Annotated in this window: 21 protein-coding genes and 1 other annotated feature; of the genes, 9 read left to right on the top strand and 12 right to left on the bottom strand. The window is 38.8% G+C overall.

The window, feature by feature from the left end:
• Positions 1-18 precede the first annotated feature (18 nt).
• Complete coding sequence (locus MHB55_RS20060) at positions 19-585, bottom strand: NADPH-dependent FMN reductase (protein ID WP_154312103.1); 567 nt, start codon at positions 583-585, stop codon at positions 19-21.
• A 12-nt stretch (positions 586-597) separates the two neighbouring features.
• A complete protein-coding gene (locus MHB55_RS20055; protein ID WP_154312104.1) occupies positions 598-1,653 on the bottom strand; it encodes an LLM class flavin-dependent oxidoreductase in 1,056 nt (351 codons plus the stop codon).
• A 153-nt stretch (positions 1,654-1,806) separates the two neighbouring features.
• Here MHB55_RS20055 and MHB55_RS20050 point away from each other — a divergent pair, with 153 nt between their 5' ends.
• The gene (locus MHB55_RS20050; protein ID WP_144541184.1) at positions 1,807-2,157 is read left to right on the top strand and encodes a winged helix-turn-helix transcriptional regulator; all 351 of its coding nucleotides are present in this window, start codon (positions 1,807-1,809) and stop codon (positions 2,155-2,157) included.
• 411 nt (positions 2,158-2,568) lie between these two features.
• Complete coding sequence (locus tag MHB55_RS20045) at positions 2,569-3,765, top strand: hypothetical protein (protein WP_154312105.1); 1,197 nt, start codon at positions 2,569-2,571, stop codon at positions 3,763-3,765.
• 104 nt (positions 3,766-3,869) lie between these two features.
• Here MHB55_RS20045 and MHB55_RS20040 read toward each other — a convergent pair whose 3' ends face one another.
• Positions 3,870-4,598, bottom strand: coding sequence for a DsbA family oxidoreductase (locus tag MHB55_RS20040; protein WP_144539188.1), 729 nt, complete (start codon positions 4,596-4,598; stop codon positions 3,870-3,872).
• A gap of 208 nt (positions 4,599-4,806) precedes the next feature.
• Between MHB55_RS20040 and MHB55_RS20035 the strand changes: the two genes are divergently transcribed.
• Positions 4,807-6,414: a thiamine pyrophosphate-binding protein gene (locus tag MHB55_RS20035; protein ID WP_151112219.1), complete on the top strand. Its 1,608-nt coding sequence runs from the start codon at positions 4,807-4,809 to the stop codon at positions 6,412-6,414.
• 220 nt (positions 6,415-6,634) lie between these two features.
• Here the strand turns inward: MHB55_RS20035 and MHB55_RS20030 are convergent, their stop codons facing one another.
• Positions 6,635-6,784, bottom strand: a complete 150-nt coding sequence (locus MHB55_RS20030) for a hypothetical protein (RefSeq protein WP_186318196.1) — start codon at positions 6,782-6,784, stop codon at positions 6,635-6,637.
• A gap of 159 nt (positions 6,785-6,943) precedes the next feature.
• On the opposite strand from MHB55_RS20030, the gene MHB55_RS20025 reads away from it, so the two are divergent.
• The 3 genes from MHB55_RS20025 (at position 6,944) to MHB55_RS20015 (ending at position 10,037) form a co-directional block, all read left to right on the top strand.
• On the top strand, positions 6,944-7,288 hold the full coding sequence (locus MHB55_RS20025; RefSeq protein ID WP_151112221.1) for a zinc ribbon domain-containing protein YjdM: 345 nt from the start codon (positions 6,944-6,946) through the stop codon (positions 7,286-7,288).
• Positions 7,289-7,459: 171 nt separating this feature from the next.
• Positions 7,460-9,151, top strand: a complete 1,692-nt coding sequence (locus tag MHB55_RS20020; protein WP_340863894.1) for a glycoside hydrolase family 13 protein — start codon at positions 7,460-7,462, stop codon at positions 9,149-9,151.
• Position 9,152: 1 nt separating this feature from the next.
• Complete coding sequence (locus tag MHB55_RS20015) at positions 9,153-10,037, top strand: ROK family protein (RefSeq protein WP_151112225.1); 885 nt, start codon at positions 9,153-9,155, stop codon at positions 10,035-10,037.
• Positions 10,038-10,182: 145 nt separating this feature from the next.
• Here MHB55_RS20015 and MHB55_RS20010 read toward each other — a convergent pair whose 3' ends face one another.
• Entirely contained in the window at positions 10,183-11,463 is a 1,281-nt protein-coding gene (locus MHB55_RS20010; protein WP_340863893.1) for a glucose-6-phosphate isomerase, read from the bottom strand.
• Positions 11,464-11,644: 181 nt separating this feature from the next.
• Between MHB55_RS20010 and MHB55_RS20005 the strand changes: the two genes are divergently transcribed.
• Positions 11,645-12,304, top strand: coding sequence for a hypothetical protein (locus MHB55_RS20005; RefSeq protein WP_144539197.1), 660 nt, complete (start codon positions 11,645-11,647; stop codon positions 12,302-12,304).
• A 289-nt stretch (positions 12,305-12,593) separates the two neighbouring features.
• Complete coding sequence (locus MHB55_RS20000) at positions 12,594-13,340, top strand: creatininase family protein (RefSeq protein ID WP_191697552.1); 747 nt, start codon at positions 12,594-12,596, stop codon at positions 13,338-13,340.
• Between the two features lie 97 nt (positions 13,341-13,437).
• On the opposite strand, the gene MHB55_RS19995 is transcribed toward MHB55_RS20000, so the two are convergent.
• The 6 genes from MHB55_RS19995 to MHB55_RS19970 all read right to left on the bottom strand — a co-directional run bounded on the left by MHB55_RS19995 (position 13,438) and on the right by MHB55_RS19970 (position 19,679).
• Entirely contained in the window at positions 13,438-14,463 is a 1,026-nt protein-coding gene (locus MHB55_RS19995; protein ID WP_340863892.1) for a PTS transporter subunit IIC, read from the bottom strand.
• 239 nt (positions 14,464-14,702) lie between these two features.
• On the bottom strand, positions 14,703-15,533 hold the full coding sequence (locus MHB55_RS19990) for an energy-coupling factor transporter transmembrane component T family protein (protein ID WP_144539201.1): 831 nt from the start codon (positions 15,531-15,533) through the stop codon (positions 14,703-14,705).
• Complete coding sequence (locus MHB55_RS19985) at positions 15,505-17,238, bottom strand: ABC transporter ATP-binding protein (protein WP_340863891.1); 1,734 nt, start codon at positions 17,236-17,238, stop codon at positions 15,505-15,507. The genes MHB55_RS19990 and MHB55_RS19985 overlap by 29 nt, the downstream gene beginning before the upstream one ends.
• An 18-nt stretch (positions 17,239-17,256) precedes the next feature.
• Positions 17,257-17,814 carry an ECF-type riboflavin transporter substrate-binding protein gene (locus MHB55_RS19980; RefSeq protein ID WP_144539205.1) on the bottom strand — a complete coding sequence of 186 codons (558 nt, stop codon included), beginning with the start codon at positions 17,812-17,814 and terminating at the stop codon, positions 17,257-17,259.
• A 45-nt stretch (positions 17,815-17,859) separates the two neighbouring features.
• The gene (locus MHB55_RS19975; protein ID WP_154312108.1) at positions 17,860-18,717 is read right to left on the bottom strand and encodes an SAM hydrolase/SAM-dependent halogenase family protein; all 858 of its coding nucleotides are present in this window, start codon (positions 18,715-18,717) and stop codon (positions 17,860-17,862) included.
• A gap of 73 nt (positions 18,718-18,790) precedes the next feature.
• Positions 18,791-19,064, bottom strand: a binding site (T-box leader).
• A gap of 66 nt (positions 19,065-19,130) precedes the next feature.
• A complete protein-coding gene (locus MHB55_RS19970; RefSeq protein WP_144539209.1) occupies positions 19,131-19,679 on the bottom strand; it encodes a GNAT family N-acetyltransferase in 549 nt (182 codons plus the stop codon).
• Positions 19,680-20,404: 725 nt separating this feature from the next.
• Here MHB55_RS19970 and MHB55_RS19965 point away from each other — a divergent pair.
• Positions 20,405-20,854 carry a GNAT family N-acetyltransferase gene (locus MHB55_RS19965; RefSeq protein ID WP_144539213.1) on the top strand — a complete coding sequence of 150 codons (450 nt, stop codon included), beginning with the start codon at positions 20,405-20,407 and terminating at the stop codon, positions 20,852-20,854.
• Positions 20,855-20,936: 82 nt separating this feature from the next.
• Here the strand turns inward: MHB55_RS19965 and MHB55_RS19960 are convergent, their stop codons facing one another.
• Positions 20,937-21,410 (bottom strand): nucleoside 2-deoxyribosyltransferase, encoded by a 474-nt coding sequence (locus MHB55_RS19960; RefSeq protein WP_144539215.1) that lies wholly within the window; start codon positions 21,408-21,410, stop codon positions 20,937-20,939.
• Positions 21,411-21,461: the final 51 nt, after the last annotated feature.

Here is a 21,461-nt window from a genome sequence, read left to right as displayed (position 1 = left end):
TGTAGTATAGACGATTCGTTAAAAGTCGTATTCTGCCTCCTTCTTCTCTTTGATTGCCTTGTAGGTCTCTGTTAAGACAAAGGTATCTTCTACTAAACGTTGAATCCGAAAAATCACATCATCATTTACAATTTCCTTGCGGTGAAAGTCTTTTTCTTCTATGAAGACATACGTCTGAACTATTTGTGCTTTCATATAAGCCAAGATTGGCTTTAATTGTTGTTCAACTATTAAGTAATGCTTAGCAGAACCAGCAGTAACAATCATGCTCACGATTTTATCTCTAAATGCACTAACAGGGAGTAAGTCAAAGATATTCTTAAGAGTGGCAGGGATAGAAGCCTGAAAGATAGGCGTACCTATAATGATGGCATCTGCCTCCATAATCTTTGTCGTTACGAATCCTGTATCCCCTTCATACTCTAAAAAATTTCGACCATCACTAAATTGAATATCATAATCTGCTAAATCGATTAAAGTTATCTCTACCTCAGGATACTTCTCTGATATTTCTTTAATTGTATAATTCATAGCCGTTCGGGTTTTAGATCCAACTCTGGATCCAGATAATCCAACAATTTTCATCTTAAGACACTCCTATTTAGAGGTATATTTTTTTATGGCAGGCAGGATTTCATTACCAATTAATTCAATATTTTTCACTAAATACTCATAAGGGACTCCTCCGAAATCCATTTGTGCAATATAGCGCTGATGTCCGAAAACTTCATGCTGATAGAGAATTTTCTCAATAATTTGTTGAGGGCTACCAATATTCATCACATTACGAGGATCGGCGCCTTGTGCAAATTGTTGCTTAGGATACCCATGCCCGTTTATCAACTGTAGCCCCTGATTCAAATATGGATAAATTTCTCGTTGTGCCTGCTGAGTCGTTTCGGCAGCATAAAAGAACCCTGCTGTTGCAACTGGAAGTGTTGCCGGATCATGACCATTTTCCTTAGCGGCATCTCGGTATGCATCTATGGAAATCTTAAAGCTGGTTGCAGGACCGCCTAACGTTGCGATAAACATTGGTACGCCTGCATAACCCGCTTTAATAGCACTTGCTGGTGGTCCGCCAACTGCTCGCCAAATTGGGATGAAGCCGTTATCAGGACGCGGCAGAACCTGGGCGTTCCTTAATGGTGCACGAAATTCACCATTCCAATTCACTATATCTTCTTCATTGATTTTAAGAAGCAGCTCAAATTTTTCCTCAAATAACTCCTCATAATCTCTTACGTTGTAGCCTAATAAATCGAAAAGACCAACTCTAGAAGCTCGTCCAGCAATAATCTCTGCGCGTCCTTTAGATATTAAGTCAATCGTTGCAAAATCCTCATAAACTCGTACTGGATCTGACGTACTTATTATTGTTGAGGAACTAGCGATTTTAATCTTGCTTGTGGCTTGTGCAATTGCAGCCAATACAACAGAATGTGCTTGTGTTGTAAAGTACTCCTGATGACTTTCTCCTACACTAAAAAAGTCTAGCCCAGCTTGCTCTGCTAACTTTGCTATCTCTATTATTTCTTGAATACGTTGAGCAGAGGAAATACGCTCACCGGTATGTGGATTGGGAATGTGGTCACCCAGCGTATAAAGTCCAAATTCTAAGCCTTTGCTTGGGTCTATTCTATAGTTTTGCATGTATCTTCAACCTCTCTTAGTGTTTATTCTTTGTTTTAAAGTTTGAAGTAGAGATGAGCTTATATTATGAGTATGACGCATCTTTTAAATTAGGGTAAGTACGCACTTAAAAGTGGTATAGTATACTTAAAGATACTTAAGGTGGTGTGCAATATGGACTTACAGCCTGAACTATGTAGAGTAGACGATGCACTTGGGATATTGGTAGGAAAATGGAAACCTATCATCTTATTGACGTTATTACAGGAAGGTACTCAGAGATTTAGTGATTTAAAACGAAAAGTACCAGGTATTACACAGAAGATGTTAACCAACCAGTTACGTGAACTAGAGAAAGAGGATATTATTGCGAGAAAGGTATACCCTCAAGTCCCTCCAAAGGTAGAGTATTCCATTACCGAATATGGAAAAAGCTTAGAACCAATTTTAAATGCGATGCATGAATGGGGAACTGCCCATATTCTACATAAGCAAAAAAAACAACAAACCAACAAAATGCTGTAAGAGATACAAGAGTATCTCTTTTTTTGAGCAAGAAGGTATTTCAATTTAGATATGGTAAATGGGAACAGTCCATGCTCTTATCTTATGTATTTATATTTATAAACAACTTTTCCCCAGTGTAAAGTTTATATTGTATTAAATACATCTAAACTTAGGTGTTCTCCACAAAGTTACTCACATATCCCATGCTAAATATCTTCATCAGAGTAAAATTAACATCTTACTCCAAAAGTTATGCACTTATACACAGATTATCCATTCTTAAACAACAAATATAAAGTTATCCCCATCGCTATAACCTTTCACAAAAACGTGTGACAAATTAGTGTTGTTATTTCTTTTTATCTGTACAACTCCTTCGATCTATGGTTTCCTTATTTGTTAGAGGAAACTAGTGGAGGCAAGACGAAAGTGGAAAATATTGAATATATTAAGAATGAGCATTTTTTACAAAATATTTATTGCTCTACGGTGAAAGAAACGGTTGAGTCAAGTCTGTCAGATGAGCAGTTACTATATGTTAACCAACTGGGTGCTATTAAATTAGAGGTACCTTTTGATCAATACGATGAGGTTGTGGCTCAGCTAACAGTACGTTTGCAAAACTCGGAACTTGCGAAAGATACCGTGAAGCAAGGTGCTTTTACATATAGGCAAGTACGCTATATAGCAGAGGCGGGCTTAATAGAGGGACTAATCTTGGAGGAAAGCGGACGTGTTCAGCTACAGAATGAGTCCTTAGGAATGAGTGCTGCTATCGCTTTTGCACAAAGTGCTTGGAATGGTGCTACGCGTGAGGAAGCAGTAGAAAATGCCGTCTACACAGGCTTAAATATAGTAGGAGAGGCCGTAGTGGATGAGATACTGGCAAATGATATGCAGGATATTGAGCTAGATGATGCCTTTGAATTAGGGGGTGGGGTTAGAGGTGCCATTCAAAAAAATGGAGCGAAGGTTGTAGCAAAGAAAGCTGCGGGGAAGTTCACTCACAAGGCAATGATCAGTTCTCTAGCAGCCAAAAAAACAATTTTGTTGCTCAATGCCAACGTAGTTACGGGAGCGCTTGTAACTGGTGTGCTTTCAACATTAGATATTTCACGTGCTGTTAAGGGCGAAATGTCTAAAACCCAATTATTTAAGAATATAACGAAAACAGCGGCAAATGTAGCGGGTAGTATAGGTGGTATGGCAATCGGTGCCAGCATCGGCGTTCTCGTTCCTTGGGGAAGCACAAGCACGGGCGCTTTGGTCGGTGGTATAGTTGGTTTAATCATTGGTAGTATCCTCACCTCTAAAATTGCCGGTAGAATTTTAGATCGTTTTATTGAAGATGATGCAAAAGAAATGCTAGATATATTTGAAGTAGAGCTGGAGCAGCACGTCTATGATCATTTATTGAATGAGTTGGAGCTACAGAAGCTTTTAGATATATTTAAGTCGAAATACAAAATCCCTAAATTGTTACGTAATATGTTTAAGGCTGAGAATCGAGAGCAATTTGCTGGGGAGATTATTCAAAAGGAACTGATTAATATTTACAGTGAACGAAAATTACTAAAGCTACCAACGATAAGTGAAATCTATAAAGTTCTATTAGAAATAAAATAAAAAAAGGCCATAAGCTGAGTATTACTCAGCTTATGGCCTTTTTGATGGTTTTTCATGTTTTAACGATTTCTATCCTACTATGCTAATTCTTGAACTTTCAAGATTTAAGCCTCTTTATTTGTCTCGGTTATTTCACAGCCATCGTCGGTACAAGTTGCTTCCGAATCCGAATGGATATGTTGCAGAGGAGAGGACTGATTCTCTTCTTCCCATACCTTTTTCAGTGTTTGGACAAAAGCTTCATGTGGTTGTGCTCCAGAAATAGCATATTTTCGGTTGAAAACAAAGAAAGGTACACCTTGAACACCAAGCTGTTGGCCTTCCTGTTGATCCATACGGACATCATCTAAATATTCGGAGCCAGAAAGTACTTTGCTTGCTTCCTCACGATTTAAGCCTACATCAGTAGCTAAGCTTAAAAGAGTTTCCTGCTCTCCAAGAAATTGAGATTCCAAGAAATGTGCGCTTAAAAGGCGTTCTGTTAACTCGCTACCTTTTCCTTTTGTTTCCGCATATTTAACTAAACGATGTGCATCTAGCGTATTTGTTTGTTTCATCTCGTCAAATTGGTAAGCTAACCCTACTGTTGCTGCACTAGCAATAATTTGTTGATTCATCGCTTTAGCCTGCTCAGGTGTCGTATTCATCTTTTTGGCAAGCATTTCATGAATAGTTACATTTTTATCACTTGGTAGATGAGGCTGAAGCTCAAAGCTTTTATAGCTAACCTCTACCTTGTTTTTGTGGTCAAATTCCTCTAAAGCTTGCTCTAAACGACGCTTTCCTATATAACAAAATGGACAAACAAAATCAGACCATACTTCAATTTTCATGATCTCACCCAACCTTCCTTTTTATAGAGTTAATATAGCATATTTTCTAGAAAACCCCTCTTTGTCTGCTCAGTAATTGCCAAACGTTTACTATACAAGAATGTTAATAGTAAGTATTATAATTCCCTCTTCTAAAAGTAATTTGTTTAACCCATTTGTATAAGGGAATTTAATTGGTAACAAACTTTTTTTAAAGGAGAGGATTTCTATGAGTAAAAACGTCGCAGAGGTTATATTAGACCAGCTGTCGCTTCTAGGGGTTAAGCGCATTTATGGTGTGACAGGTGATACCATTATTGGATTGTTAGATGCGATGGCCAAACAGGATAAAATCGAGTTTATCGCAGTAAAGCATGAATCAGTAGCGGCTTTCATGGCTTCGGCGGAAGCAAAATTGACAGGAAGATTGGCAGTATGTACATCCACAATGGGACCAGGAGCGGCAAATCTTTTAAATGGGCTAGGTGACGCATACTCAGACAAGGCTCCTGTCTTAGCCTTAACTGGACAGGCTGCTCAAAAAGATATGGGAACGGACTTTCAGCAGTATGTCGATCAGCAGGAGTTGTTCAAGCCATTCGCGACCTATTCTGCAAATCTAAACAGTGAAAGTGCTATTGTAGATTTGCTTCAGAAGGCAGCTGAAATTTCTCTTCAACAGAGTACCGTTACACATATATCAGTTCCTAAGGATTTATTTGAAAAAGAAACTAAAGCAAGGGCACGACAGCTCCCTCGTATTTTAGAGGGGACAGGTTCCTTTGAACTGAACGATTTAGAAGAGGTATCAAAGGTGATGAAGCAGGCTCGACAGCCAATGATCTTAGCTGGTGCAGGAGCAAGAAAGGCCGCTGGGGATTTAGAAGAGCTTGCTATGACCTGGGGAGCAGGAATTTTAATAAGTCTAGGAGGTAAAGGAATCTTTAAAGATTCTACGCCTCATCTTCTTCAGGGAATTGGGGAAGGTGGAAATCCTCATGCGCCAAAAGTTTTTAAGGAAGCTGATGTTGTTTTAATAGTAGGTGCAACCTGGTGGCCAGAGGGATATGTTCCTGAAAATGCGACCATCATTCACATTGATCTAAATCTAGAGCATGCCAAGAAGAGAGTTGCTGCAGATTTTGGGATAAAGGGAAGAGCCGAGCAAGTTGTTCCTTTACTGCAACAAAGTGTGAATGGACACAAAAAAAATGATGAGTGGCTTAATCGTATAGAGACAATAAAAGAAAAATGGGCAGATCAAAATGAACAGGAAGGCCAAATAGAAGGGGCGCCAGTCCATCCATCTCGAATAGCTAGAGGTCTAGAACAAACGGTGGCAGACGATGCGGTCATCACTTTAGATACAGGAGATGTAACAGTCTGGATGAACAGGAACTTCCGACAAACCAACCAAAAGGTACTCTTTTCAGGCTATTGGCGTTCCATGGGCTTTGGGCTTCCAGCAGCAATGGCTGTAAAGCTGGAGCAACCAGAAAAACAAGTGGTAGCTGTGGTGGGTGATGGCGGTCTTGAAATGACGTTAGCCGACCTATTGACTGCTACTCGCTATGGGCTAGATATCACGGTAGTCGTTTTTAATAATGGAGCACTTCAAATGGAAAGTGATAAAATTCAAGCGTCCGGCAATGAAGAGCTAGGTACACAACTTACCAACCCAAATTTTGTTCAGGTGGCAGAAGCCTGTGGATGGAAAGGGTTTCGAGTTGAGAGTGATGAAAATTTAGAAGAGTTACTAAGTCAAGCCCTTCAAACAAAAGGGCCAACATTGGTGGATATATACACAGAACAAGCATTCTTCCCAGAGACAGAATAACCGTATAAAGAAGTCCTTATTAATAGGGCTTCTTTTTTTATATGAAAGTAAATAACTTTAGCTCCTAAAAATAAAGTGAAGGTGCAGGCAACGTGGAATGTGCAATAGAACTTTTAAGTAAGGCAAATGTAGTTGAAATATAAGAAGGGTGAGAGGTAAAGGGATTTTTAAAAGGGAAAATCCACGTCCGCATGTGGTCAGACGTGGATCTTAATACCAATTAAAACATTGGAAATACGTAAGAGATTAGGAACCAAAGGATACCAAAGAATATTATTAAGTAAGCAGCATACTTGATGAAAGTTGCTCCTACCATCCCAGAATCTGTTCGTTCTTCACGATGTACTTCTACTCGTTTTTCTTCATCCATGTCCCATTCCTCCTCTCGCCGTATTTTTGAATATATTTTAATTAGGAAGGTTAATAGTTAGTTACCCACAAAGAAATCTGGATAAACCTTCCTCATATTGAAATGTGTTGAATGGCTTAGATTACTATATTAAAATGAAGAGTAAATGGAGGTAATATAATGACGACAGCTTTGCCGAATTGCCCGAAGTGTAGTTCTGAATATACATATGAGGATGGCTCTCTTTTAGTTTGTCCTGAATGTGCACATGAATGGTCATTGATAGAAGAAAGAGCAGAAGTAGTAGACGAGTTAGAAGTAAAGGATGCTAACGGCAATATCCTCCAAGATGGAGATTCTGTAACCGTTATTAAAGATTTAAAAGTAAAAGGAAGCTCCTCTACATTAAAAATTGGTACCAAGGTAAAGAGCATTCGCCTAGTAGACGGAGACCATAATATTGATTGTAAAATTGATGGATTCGGAGCTATGAAGTTAAAATCCGAATTTGTAAAAAAGAGTTGATTTGCACCCTTTCCAAGTGGAAGGGTTTTTTCTTTATAAAATGTTGTTATTAAGATATTTAATAAAAAAGATAGAAAGATAGATTGAAGTTTTTCAAAAAAGATATCACTTTATGCAAGCGTTTGCATTATAATGAATATATCAAATATTTCTGATGGGGGTCGGAGAAGCATGAAAATAAATAAAGAGCCTTGGTGGAAACGAAGTGTGGTCTACCAAATCTATCCGCGGAGTTTTATGGACTCTAATGGAGATGGGATTGGAGATTTACCAGGGATTATATCTAAATTAGATTATTTACAGAGACTTGGCGTAGATGTTATTTGGTTGAGCCCTGTTTTTGATTCTCCGAATGACGACAATGGCTATGACATTAGAGATTACCGTACTATATTGGATGAGTTTGGAACAATGGAAGACTTTGATAGATTAATACAGGAAGCAGATGCAAGAGGATTACGTATCGTAATGGATCTTGTCGTAAACCATACCTCCGATGAACACGCCTGGTTTGTGGAATCGAAATCCTCGAAGGACTCTAAGTATCGAGACTATTATATTTGGAAAGAGGGAAAAAACGATCAGCCACCAAATAACTGGGGCTCTGTGTTTTCAGGCTCTGCATGGGAAAAGGATGAGGTAACAGAGTCTTATTACTTACATTTATTTTCAAAAAAACAACCAGATTTAAACTGGGAGAATAAGGCTCTTCGTGACGATATATATGAGATGATGACCTATTGGTTGGATAAAGGAATAGGTGGATTCCGAATGGATGTAATTAATTTCATTTCCAAAGTGGAAGGTCTGCCGGATGGAAAAGTGAATCCGGGTCAGGCGTATGGAGACGGAAGTCCATATTTTATAAATGGACCTAAAATTCATACTCATTTAAAAGAAATGAATGAACGAGTACTCCAAAACTATGATGTGCTAACAGTTGGGGAGATGCCAGGAGCTACACCAAAGGATGCGCAGCTCTATACAAATCCAGCGAACAAAGAGGTGAATATGGTATTCACCTTTGAGCACATGGATATCGATAGTGGACCTTTTGAAAAGTGGGACGTGAAGCCACTAGATTTAGTAGCATTGAAGCAAAACTTCCAAAAGTGGCAACATGCACTTCATGAGGTAGGATGGAATAGTTTATATTGGAATAATCATGATCAGCCTCGCATAGTTTCTCGTTTTGGTAACGATCAGGAATTTCGAGTAACTTCTGCAAAAATGTTGGCTATCTGTCTCCATATGCTTCAGGGAACCCCTTATATTTATCAAGGGGAAGAGCTAGGTATGACTAACGTAAAATTTGATAGAATAGAAGATTACAAGGATATTGAAACTATTAATATGTATAACAGTAAAATAGAACAGGGAGTTTTAGAGAAAGATATTATGAGGGGTATTTATGCAAAAGGAAGAGATAACGCTCGTACCCCTATACAGTGGACGAAGGATGGCGGATTTACAACGGGGATTCCCTGGATTCAAATGAACCCAAATACTAACGAGATTAATGTAGATCAGGCATTAGATGATAAAACGTCTGTTTTTTATACGTATCAGAAGCTTATTGAGTTGAGAAAAGAACACGACATCATCACGTATGGTAGCTTCCATTTGCTATTACCCAATAATCCAAGCCTTTTTGTGTATAAGCGAAAAACTGAGAAGGAAGAATGGCTTGTCATCACGAATTTCTCTGATAATACGGAGAAGCTTGAATGGACAAGCTGTGAAGTGGATGGACTAGATGGAAAAGTAATAATAGCTAACTATGACTCTCAAGAATTGGGAGAACAAGGGATGAATGTACGTCCCTATGAGGCATTGGTATTAGCTTTTGAGAGGAGATTATAAAGTGAAGAAGGTACTTGGAGTAGATATTGGTGGAACAAAGATACGGATGGGTGTTGTCAATGAAGCTGGCGAAGTGTTAGCAGATATTACAGTACCAACCGAGCTGCCATTATACCCTTATTTAGAGGAACAAGTTTTAAAGGTCAAGGCTGAGTTTCCAGACATCACAGGGGTTGGTATTGGGACTAGAGGAATTGTAGATGCGGATACTGGGACCGTGACGTTTGAGAAGGAGCTTCCAGGTTGGGAAGGTACACCTGCCAAACCTCTATTAGAAGCTGCTACGGGACTGCGAGTAGAATTGAATAACGATGCTAATTGTGCAGCTCTTGCAGAAGCACGTATTGGCGCAGGACAGGGATTTTCTAGGGTTGTCTGTATTACAGTAGGCACCGGGTTAGGCGGGGGCTTTGTTTTTGATGGACAAGTTATGAATGGTGCAAACGGTGGATCAGGAGAAATCGGTCATTTGATCTTATATCCAAATGGGTTAGTTTGTGGTTGTGGTAGACCGGGCTGCAGTGAACAATATGTGTCGGGAACTGCACTAAAGAGGTTAATCAAAGAAGAAGATGTGGTAGACCCGACAACAGGTGAATTGGCGAAACCACATACTTTATTTAAGTTGGCCTCTCAAAATATAGAAAGTGCGAAGCTTGCAAGAGATCGCTTTTTAGCAGACTTTGCTATTATCATTTCTACCCTTCAAGCGGTTCTAGATATGGATTGTATTGTGATCGGTGGAGGCGTTTCGGAATCAGCTGATGAATGGTGGGACTTGCTTCTAGAAAAAGTTAAGCCATTATTGATAAAACCAGTAGAAATTAAACGAGCAGCCTTCGGTAACGAAGCAGGCATGCTTGGAGCTGCAATGCTTGTAGTATAAAAACGGTTTGCTTTATAGTGAAAAATTGACAAGCGGTCGGTTTTACCCAATAATCGATCGGTATCAATATTCGGGTGGAATAGCGAAAAAAACGCAAAACACGACCCAAAAAATAAAAATGTAGCCCCAAACAGGGGCTACATTTTTAATATCCAGGCTTTTTAAGGATTTTAAAGATATTGCGTTTATAGTCTTCTACACCTGGCTGATCAAAAGGATTAATATCTAGCAAGTAAGCACTATAAGCACAAGCCATCATGTAAAAGTATAATAAGTGACCGATATGCTTTTCGTCCAGTTGTTCCATCATTAACGTTATTTGAGGAACGCCTCCGGCTAAATGAGCAGATGCTGTTGCTACGTGACATGCTTTGTTGAAGTCGTGTAAAGTCAAGCCGCTTAAGTAATTTAGTTCATCACGATTATCTTCTGCCTCAAAGACAGTCAGGTCATCTGATGCTTTTTCTACCATTAGAAACGTTTCAAACAGCATACGTTTACCATCTTGGATGTATTGTCCTAAGGAATGCAGATCCGTTGAATATAGAACAGAGGCTGGGAAAATACCTTTTCCTTCTTTTCCTTCACTCTCACCAAATAACTGCTTCCACCATTCTTGGACATACGTCAGCTTTTCATCAAAGGTTGCCATGATTTCTACTGGATAACCCTTATCATATAAATGCTTTCGTATTACAGCATATTTAACTGCAGCATTTGATTTAATATCAAATACTTGTAACTCCTCTTCTGCTTTTTTAGCTCCAGCTATCAATTGCTCAATATCATGCCCAGCTGCTGCGATTGGTAGTAGACCAACCGCTGTAAAAACAGAATAGCGGCCACCAATGTCACCTGGTACCACATATCGTTTATAGCCCTTTTCCTTAGCAAGTGATAATAAAGCGCCTTTTTCCTCATCCGTAGTCACAATGATACGAGATGCTGATTCCTCTCCATAACGTTCCTCCATGTATTGGCGGAGAAAACGGAAAGCTATAGCTGGCTCAGTTGTTGTGCCAGACTTAGAAATAACGTTTAGAGTTACTTCCTTAGAGTCTAGGTAGGCAATCAATTGCTTTAAATAAGACCCACTTACCAATTGTCCTGCGAAGATGACCTCTAAATGGTCATCCTTTTGGAAGGGAGTAGAAAGTGCCTCAAGCACTGCCTTTGAACCAAGATAGGATCCTCCGATTCCAATTACAACTAATACCTCAGAGTTTGAGCGTATTCGATCTGCTGTTACTTTAATATCTTGAAGGAACTCTGGAGTTAGGGAGCTTGGCCAATTCACCCAGCCTAGAAAATCTGATCCCGTACTCGTTTTTGTTTGAATACCCTCATGAATAGCCTGTAATTTTTCATGTAGTTCAGCTGAAACCACACCCTGATAGTCCTCTGAGTAATTAACGGAAATGTTCATGAAATACCCCCTTATCTTGCATTATTTAATGTGACTTAATTTTACCATATTCAACTAGAAAAAGTTAAAAAGGAGCTATGAGACTATTGATTGAAATTTAACCTATTCATGCTATTGGCCGAGTTGTCTCTTTTACGAATTGTATATATTGATAGTAGAAATTACAGGGAGGAGGATAGAAATGAAGATAATGCAAATTGACTTGTGGATATCTAACTATGAAGAAACAGTCGCTTTTTATCAGCATACATTGGAGCTTCCTTTAAAGTCCTGGAATGAGACAGAGGCTACATTTCAGGTCGGAAATAGTGTACTTAAACTAATAAAGGATTTGGAAGCGAGGAATTATTACTACCACTTTGCATTTAATATCCATGCTAATATGTTTCAAAAGGCCAAATCGTGGCTTCAAGAACGTGTTACTTTATCGACAGAGGATGGGGAGGATGAGGTAGAATTTGCCGGTAGATTTAAAGCGACATCCTGCTATTTTGAGGATCCTGCAGGGAATATAGTAGAATATATAGCAAGAGATGGTATTGCCCCATCATCGGAATCCACACATTTTTCCACACGAAACGTTATTGAAATTAGTGAAATTGGTTTAACAACAAAGAACATCCTTAATAGTGCTGAGCAAATATTACATTTAGGTATACCTCCCCAAGATGGAAAAATAGTAGACGAGGTAGATTATTTGAACTTCATGGGCGAACAAGAAGATGGAGCATATATCCTGCTTGGACCAGTAGGAAGAACGTGGTTTTTTTCACACAAAAAATCAATTGAATCGCCAGTAACGATCTATACGGATAGAGGTATAATCAGTAATCTTTTGTAGATGATACCTGCTAGCAATAGCAAGTGGTAATACAATTAATCTCTAGTTCCTTTTCTAGTTTAAAAAATCGTATAATACGTTTATGTTGTTAAATTTAGTCAACTCAAATAAGTAATGAAATAAAAGGTATGAACATATAGAAAAGAACAAAAATACTTCATAAATTGATTTTCCTATTGGCTTACGTTCAGTGGGGTAATTGATAAGCTATCATTACAGCAATCGTGTCATTTGTCATGGTTTATCAGTTGCTCTGCTTATACATAAAATAGATTAAAAGGAGAAACCCATGTTAAGTTATAAAAATTCAACTAAAGAGATCAAGGACAGCGGTACAGAAACAGCAATCATATCGCTTGGGGCAACGGAGCAGTTTGGCCCATATTTGCCCATGCACTTAGATACATTAATAGCAGAAGTCTATGCTAATTCCTTTGGAGAAGCTTTACAGGCGTATGTGTTGCCAACTATACCTTTTAACACCTCTGAAGAACATGCCAACTGTATAGGAACTGTTACTGTTAGTCCTAACATTTTGACAGCTATGATTGAAGAGATAATTACAAATTTACATAGACAAGGTTTTAAAAAATTTGTGATTTGTAATGGTCATGGAGGAGCCTACTGGGAATCAGCATTCGTAAAGTATATTAATTTTAAATATCCAGAGTTGCTCGTCATTACTACTCATCGACATTTAGCATGGGAAGAGGCCCTGAAGGAAGCGGGGATAGAAGGACTTAATGAGACTCATGGAGGTCTGCTATCTGTTTGTACAGCCATGTGGCTTTGTCCTGAGTTAGTAAAATTAGAATCCATGGGATCGGACGTTCCTACAGAAAACAACAAATTTGCCGATTATATTTTCTGGGACAAGCTAACTGCGGACGGATGTTGGGGGAAATTTGAAAAGGATCATTACACCCCTGAAGAGCTTGCTAATATAGGGGAAAAATTTTGGACAACGTATATTTCTAAAAGAAGTGAAAAGTTAAACTCCGTAATGGAGGAGGCATATAGAAGGAAAATGACTTAAAACGGGAGAAAGAGAGGAGACCACTTTCTAACGAAAATATTTTTCTTTCCTACCATAAATAAAAAAAGTCATGACAAGTGGTCATGACCTTTTTCTATTACTGAACTTCCATATGTAAATCTCCAGTTTTAGCTAATCCTCGTGCTTTTAACAAATGATAAGCGGTCAAAGAAATAACTGCAGGTAAAATTACTCCTAATACTATATACATCAGCAATACTCCAATTCCTTGGTTTGCTAGAACATTTAGTGGAGCAATAAATGAATTTAGCCCGAGTCCAGCTAATGTGTAAGGTACCTCAAAATTAAATAATAAAATAGCAATTGGAGCGCAAATCACAGAGGATAGAAACGGACCTATTACTAAGCATGGATTTTTCACCAAATTTGGAACTTGTACTTTAGGAGTTAGGAATGATTGTGCAATGTTGGCTCCTAAATCATTTTCTTTAAAGGACATAGCTGTCCATCCTGCAAATTGAGCTGTACATCCTATTAATGCTGCAGCACTTGAAACTGGATCCAGCTGTAAGGCAATGGCAATTGCTGCGGAGGAAGCAGGCGACATAAGAAAAATACTCCAAACGAGAGCAATAACAATGGATCCAACCAGAGGTGATCCTGATACAGAGCTTGCTATAAATCGACTTAATTGTTCTAAAAGAGGAGTAGTTACAGCGGCCAAGCCGACCCCGATAACCCCGCCTATAAGAATTGCTGCAAAAGGAATGGCTAGCATATCCAGTTTTGTTTTCCCTGCAATACGTTTTCCGACCCATATAGCAACAATTGCTGCTAATACTGCACTAATCGGTTGCCCTGTTGTCAGAACCCAAATTCCATCTTGGAGTATTAAAGCATTGGCCCCTATAGTACTACAAGCCATAGCACTAAAAATAACTAATGTATTACCACCGAGCTGATAAGCTATACCTGCCCCTATTGCGGGAGCAAGCATCAATTGAGCTGTTTTTCCAATAGCTGTAAAACCATCCCAGCCTGTAAACGTACCAATAGTCTCGATAAGTAGTCCAATTCCTAATGTTACAAGTACAGCATTTGCAAGTCCTTGTGAGCCTTTATACATTCGATTGATTAAGTACGTCTTAGTTGCCTGTTTCATAGTGAATCCCCCTAATTATATAATATATCGCATGAAATATATTGTTGAAAAAGAAAAAATAAAAAGTCCTTAATGGACTACAGCAATACATTATATTTGAATAACAAATAAATGTTATTCTAAACCGTTAAATTGTTATAATATTAATATAATTTTCATATACAGTCAATACTTATTTTTCAGATAAAATAATAAAGAAAAAGGGCTACCTTTAAGAGGTGGCCCTTTTCAATCGGATTTTATATAAATGGATTATAAAATCGTCCATTATTTATAAAAATAAATAAAACCATTAATAAAAATAGCATGAAAGATAACAGAATAGCTATTAAATCTCTTCTTCTGAACTCTTTTAAACTGAACCATGATCTTGTTTTAAATTTCCCAAAACCTCGCAGATCCATTGTGTTACTGACAGTTTCTATTCGCTCTAGGCTAGAGAAAATAAGCGGCATTATAATAGATCCAGCATTTTTAATACGGGTATATAATCTTTCGTTGCGAGACATGTCCACACCGCGTGCCTGCTTCGAACGAGAAATTGTTTTAAAATCCCTTTGTATATCTGGGATATAGCGAAGGGCAATAGAAACAGAGTAGGCAAGACGATAGCTTACACCAATTCGGTTTAATGAGGCTGCGAACTCACTTGGATGTGTAGTGACTAAGAACAAAAGAGCGGGAGGGATGACGGCAAAATACTTCAATGTAATATTAAGCTGATAAAATAATTGCTCCTGCGTTAGTGAGTAACGTCCCAGAGATCCTGTGAGTGGATGGGAAGTGCCGTAAATAGTTGTCCCATGCTGGGGGGCAAACAAAAATATAGCTATATTGTTTAACAATAAAAAGACTAAGATGAAACCGAGGACAAAGCTGATATCCTTTAATTTAATATCGGATACATAAAACAATATAAAGCTCCCAAGTAGCAACACCATTAACACTCTTGTGTCATAGGTTAACATAGCCGCAGTGGACCAAAGCAGAAAACATATCAGCTTGGTGGAACCTGTCAGGCGATGGATAATAGAATCACGGTCAAGATAGCTTAGCAGTTCGTTGCCCATTAAAGCGCACCTCCCGATCGTATTGTATAAATTGCTCTACAAAATCAGAGGGATGCTCCCTCTTGAGCTGTTTTGCAATTTCGTATAAGGAGGATTCTTTTAAGTTTGCCTCCTGGATTAAGGTAGGGTTAGATAAAATATGTGCAGGGGAATCATCGACTAAAATTCTTCCGTTTGATAGGATAATGGCTCGATCTGTGTATTCCGTCATTAGGTGCATATCATGGGTGATTAGTATAATTGCTGTACCATTTTTCGCTAAATTTTCTAAGAACATCATTAACTCTGTAGTATGCTTGTAATCCTGCCCCGCAGTTGGTTCATCCAATAAAATAATTGGAGGTTCCATTACAAGGATAGAGGCAATGGATAAACGTTTTTTCTGCCCATAGCTTAAAGCAGCAATTGGCCAATTTCTCAATGGGTACAAACCACAAATTTTTAATGTCTCCTCCACACGTCTTCTCGTCTCTTTATCGGATAACTCGAATTGAGCAAGCCCAAATGCAACCTCATCAAGGACATTTTGTTTTGAAAACATATGATTGGGGTTTTGCAGAACAAAGCCTACGCGATGTGCACGTTCCATTATAGAGTCGTTAATCGCATTGAATCCTTCAAAATAAATAGTACCTTCTGTAGGACGTTCAAATCCACAGATAAGAGAGGAGAGTGTAGACTTACCGGTTCCATTTGCTCCAATAAGACTGATCATTTCACCTTTATGTAATTGAAAGGAAACATTTTTAATAATGTCTAGGCCGTTCCCATAGTGGAAGCTAATATTATCTAATGTCAGTACAGGCTCATTTTTAAAACCTAACTGAATAGGCGAGCATCTTGCATCACTAAATGCTTTTAGTTTTTGATGAAAGGAATCATTCACGATGGAGTCTACCTGAGTTAAGTTAATCTGATCATTCAGTTCACAGCCGGCATATTTCAAAGCTTTAATATAGAGTGGCTCTCGTATCCAGTTATCCGTCAATAATGACCCTGTCAGAAGCTCATTAGGGGTACCATCCGCTATAATACGACCGTGATTCATTAATATAATACGGTCGATAGGCTCAGACAAAACATCCTCTAGTCTATGCTCGACAATAATAATCGTTTTATTAGAATCCACTTGAAGCTGGTGAATCAGCTTCATTGCATCCTTTCCAGATGCCGGATCAAGGTTGGCAAGAGGTTCATCAAACAAAAGAATATTAACGTCATTTACTAAAACACCAGCAAGAGCGACGCGCTGTTTTTGCCCGCCGGAAAGTTCATGAATTCGAGAGTTTAAGTGCTCAGACATTTTTACTAGTGCAGCGGCTTTTTGAACACGTTCATGCATCTTTTGCATAGGAACTGAATTATTTTCCAAAGCAAAGGCTATATCCTCTCCAACTGTAAGGCCGATAAACTGTCCATCTGTGTCCTGTAGAACAGTCCCTACTTCCTGCGAGATAGTAAATAGATCAAGTTCCCTTGTTTCTTTTTCTTGAATGGTAAGATTTCCTGTAATTTCACCTTTATAAGCAAAAGGAACAAGCCCGTTCAAGCAATGAACGAGCGTGCTCTTTCCGGAGCCAGATGGTCCAACGATTGCTACTTTTTCTCCTTCATAAATTGTTAAATTAATGTCATGTAAAGTAGGCTCGGATTGACTATTATATTGAAAGTTAAAGTGTTTAAACTCGATGACTGGCTTTTTCATGTGAATCTCCTTATCTACTTATTCCTCGTAGCTCAGGCTTCCTTTTTTGGTTCTTGTCTTTGCATAAGCAGTAAGCAAGAGTGTGCCAAGTATTGCAACAGTACCAATATTAGAAATAGCGGCTACGATTCCTTGTGTAAATACCTTGTTTGCAGGCTCTGCATAAATGATAATATCTAGTAATGGAGCTACTAAAGCCCATGCAATAGCCTGAACTATGATTTGAACGATATTAAATAAAATAATATGCTTTTTACCAAATTCTCCATCCTCAAAAGAAAACCTTTTAAAATATAACCCGATACCTAATCCTACAATTGCGGATGAAATGACCCAGCTCCACCAAATAGAACCGTAAGAAGTAAGGTCGTTTAAAGCATGACCAAATAACCCGACAAATAAACCTGCTATTGGTCCAAAAATAGCTGAAATAAGTGCTAGAAAACCATAGGATGTTTGAATCGTTGTGTTCGGTATTCCTGTAGGGACTGCTGCAAATTTGGCTAGTATCAAGAACACCGCCGTTCCAATACCTATCGCTACAACAGTCTTTGTTGAAAAGATAGACTTTTTCATTCTTCATTTCTCCCCGTATTTATATTTTAAAACCAGTCATCCTTGTTAATTGATTGCAATAGCAGCTTTTCGAATAGTTATTTCTGTGCTAGAACCAGTGAGAACTTGGTAGGTATCGGCAAAGGAACCTTGGTTTAATGCAATTCCGATATTATCCAGAGAATTCACGTACATGAGAGCTTCTCCGATCCCTGCCGCAGCGAAGGAGCGACCATAGGTGACTATTCCCTCATAAACAAGTTCTCCGTCTATGGTGAGAGAGACTTCAAAGGCGTCTCCATAGGTAACGTCCAGCTGTTTAAATTGAAGTCGGCGAATATTGGTCCAGAGATTGCCGAACGGTCGATCAATGACGTCAATAACACCCGTAATGCAGTTATCTTCAATAATTGTTTCCTTAAGTGGTAGCTCCACGATAAGAGAAAGGGGGATAGATGGTCCAATATCCTCCAAACTTATTTCTCCTGCTGCTAAACGCGCTCCTGTATAAGCAAATATATCTCTACCATGAAATGTATGTGATTCTCCAGATTTTGGTAGGCGATTCTTGCTTTCATCAATTTCTCTTACTTCTTTAATACCAATAAATCGGTTAACGTGCGTTAATGTCCCATTGTCTGGAGTGACAATATACTGATCCTTCACTGTTTTCACAACTACACTTCTTCGATCTGATCCAACGCCTGGGTCTACTATGGAAACGAACACTGTGTCACTTGGCCAATAGTTGATGGTTTGTAGGAGACGATAGGATGCCTCCCAAATATTGTACTGAGGAATCTGATGAGTTAAATCGAATAACGGCAGCCCACGCTTCACGCTATTGGCTACCCCATGCATAGCGCTTACTGCCCCGTCGTTAATACCAAAATCTGATTGAAATACTAATAATCCCTCTGTCATGTTTAAACACTCTCCTTATTATTTTTGTGGAGGAGAGCGAATTAAAAAACTCGCCCTCCTCAATCATTGGATTGAAAAGGACGAGATACTCGTGTTACCACCTTTGTTCACTGCTTACTCACATAAGCAGCCTCAGCTAGTGCAGAATCCTATTAAGATGGATCCTAGACTGTGGTGTGGATAACGGGTACCAATCCCGCTAGCATCTCAGGCGCAGGTAACTAACTGCACGTTCAATGTAGTGCTCAGAGGCCATTGTTCAAATGGTGTTTTCTGCTTCTTTTCAGCTACCGAAGCTCTCTATGGAGAAATCTACCCATTTTACTTTTTCTCTTCATCGCATTAACTTATTATAGAGAATTTACAATTAATTCTGATAACTGTCAAGTGTTTTTTTAGTACTTTATGATGGGCTATAAAATTGTTGCTTGTGTCTTTTCCCATTCTTCTCTTAAAATACCCATTCGAATGGAGTCATAGTAAACACCATTATATAAGCGTACTTTGCGAATTCGCGCCTCCATTGTCATACCAAGCTTTTCTCCAACCCGAATCATCCGTTCATTACCTGACCAGGTGGTATAGCCTACTCGGACAAGTGGCATTGTGGTAAACAGGTGATTCATCCAAAGTTTTAAAGCACGTGTGCCAAGTCCCTTACCCCAGCTTGGTGCCTCATGGAAACCAATACCCATTTCAAGCCATTTAGAAGGTTCATGTTCCCAATAATATGACACGATACCACGTAATATTCCATCTACCTCGATACCCCAGAACCTTTCGCTGTCTACATAGGTATCTGCTTTTTCCATAAATACATCATAAGGAGTTGGTTTATATTCATAGTAAGGAGCATCCCATTCTTTCCACTCTGGCTTCTCGTCCTTACACATTAATTCCCAAAGTCTAGGTAAATCATTGTATTTAATTGGTCGGATCATTAACTCTTGATCTTGATACATTCTGTTTCCTCTTTTCATTTTTAGTTATGTTTTCATCTGTTTGTTTGATAAGAGACATTAAATTGTTTTTCATTTAAACCACTCCCTTCATTACTAATAAAATATGTTGAGATAATTTCATTATCAATCACGCACGTACAAAGAGAAAGAACATTCGGGATATATATAAAGTATAATAATTTCCGCTTTAGTCGGACGCTTTCCGTGGGGTGAGCGATAAGCCATCACCGGCGCTGTCGCGCACGTTGTGATGTCTTATCTGTCTCACTGATCCCACAGGAGTCGCCACCTGTCGCTACAATCAGAGGTGGTGTGGAACTAAGAAAGTCAGATGATAATCTAACTTAGCTATTTAAGCTATTAGTTATATTCCATTTATAAAGGCAGGAACTATAGATGCCGATTTCCGCTTTAGTCGGACGCTTTCCGTGGGGTGAGCGATAAGCCATCACCGGCGCTGTCGCGCGCGTTTGTGATGTCTCATCTGTCTCACTGATCCCACAGGAGTCGCCGCCTGTCGCTACAATCAACATAGAGAATAATATTTCATTCGTGTTTTTTGTAATGATTATTTTTTATGTCCAATTCAATTATATGTCAATTTTAGAAAAATGAAAAAATATTTTGTGCTATAATATTGTTACTTTAATGCAGAGAGGGGATAGTTCTATGTTTTGTATATTTACTTTGTTAGAGGTGAAATATCTAAACTAAGGAGAGTCAAAATGAAATTAGAAACTGAGAGATTAGAAATTATCCCCTGTACACAAGGATCTGCTCAAATAGCAGTGGAGCAGAGTTATGACAACGGTCCACAGATTTCCATGTCATTAGAAATGCTAAAAGCAGATGCTACATCATTGGGGTGGGGTACATGGTTGGTAGTAGAGAGAAGAAATGGCAAAGTTATTGGGGATATCGGTTTTAAAGGGAAACCAGATGCAGATAACCAAGTTGAGGTAGGCTATGGCTTTTTAAAGGAACATTGGAACAAGGGATATGCGACAGAGGCAGTGGGTGCAATTATGCAGTGGGCTTTTGCAACTGGCTTAGTGGAAGTGATCATCGCGGAAACACTCCTTGATAATTATGGTTCTATGAGAGTGCTAGAGAAGCTGGATATGAAAAAAGTAGGAACTAGTGAAGAAATGGTCAACTGGAAGCTAGTGAAGTAAAATAAAAAATCCTGTGTGGAAGCACAGGATTTTTTATAAAAAGTTCAATCTCATGGAAATGAATATTAGAACTATATATGTATCAGTTTCTCAATGCTCTGCCTAGCTCCTCGATCGAGCTTACAATGACCCCATTTTGCTTGATCAATCCGATGACAAACAGATTGCGATACATAAATTGATTTTCTGTTCCATCTGCTATTAAAGCTTCAATTTTTTTCGTGTTCTCTCTACCTTGCTGGCGTGTATCAGTATAAAGAGCATAAATAGGGCGATCTAACATTGAGAACGCTCCAATCTCTGCTGCAACTCCAGAATCTATTTCCACTCCATCAATCACCGCAACTAAAAAGTCACTTTCCTTTAATGCCTCGATATCTGCACTTGCAATAAGCAAGCTATCTGCATAGGCCATTTTGTCATTGATGGCTGCGTTTTCTTGTGGCACATATAAGTCAACGCCCGGTAGTGAGGCACGAATCTCCTTTGCAACAAGTTCGTTTACTAGGCGATCCCCTAGACCAAATAATCCATTTGCTAAGTAACCTTTTTTCATCATTCATCCTCCTTTTCCAACTTTCATTGTAGGCAATTTTCGAAGATATGC

Source organism: Psychrobacillus sp. FSL K6-1267, assembly GCF_038003265.1.
Classification (GTDB): Bacteria; Bacillota; Bacilli; order Bacillales_A; family Planococcaceae; genus Psychrobacillus; species Psychrobacillus faecigallinarum.
This window is presented reverse-complemented; position numbering and strand designations above follow the sequence as displayed.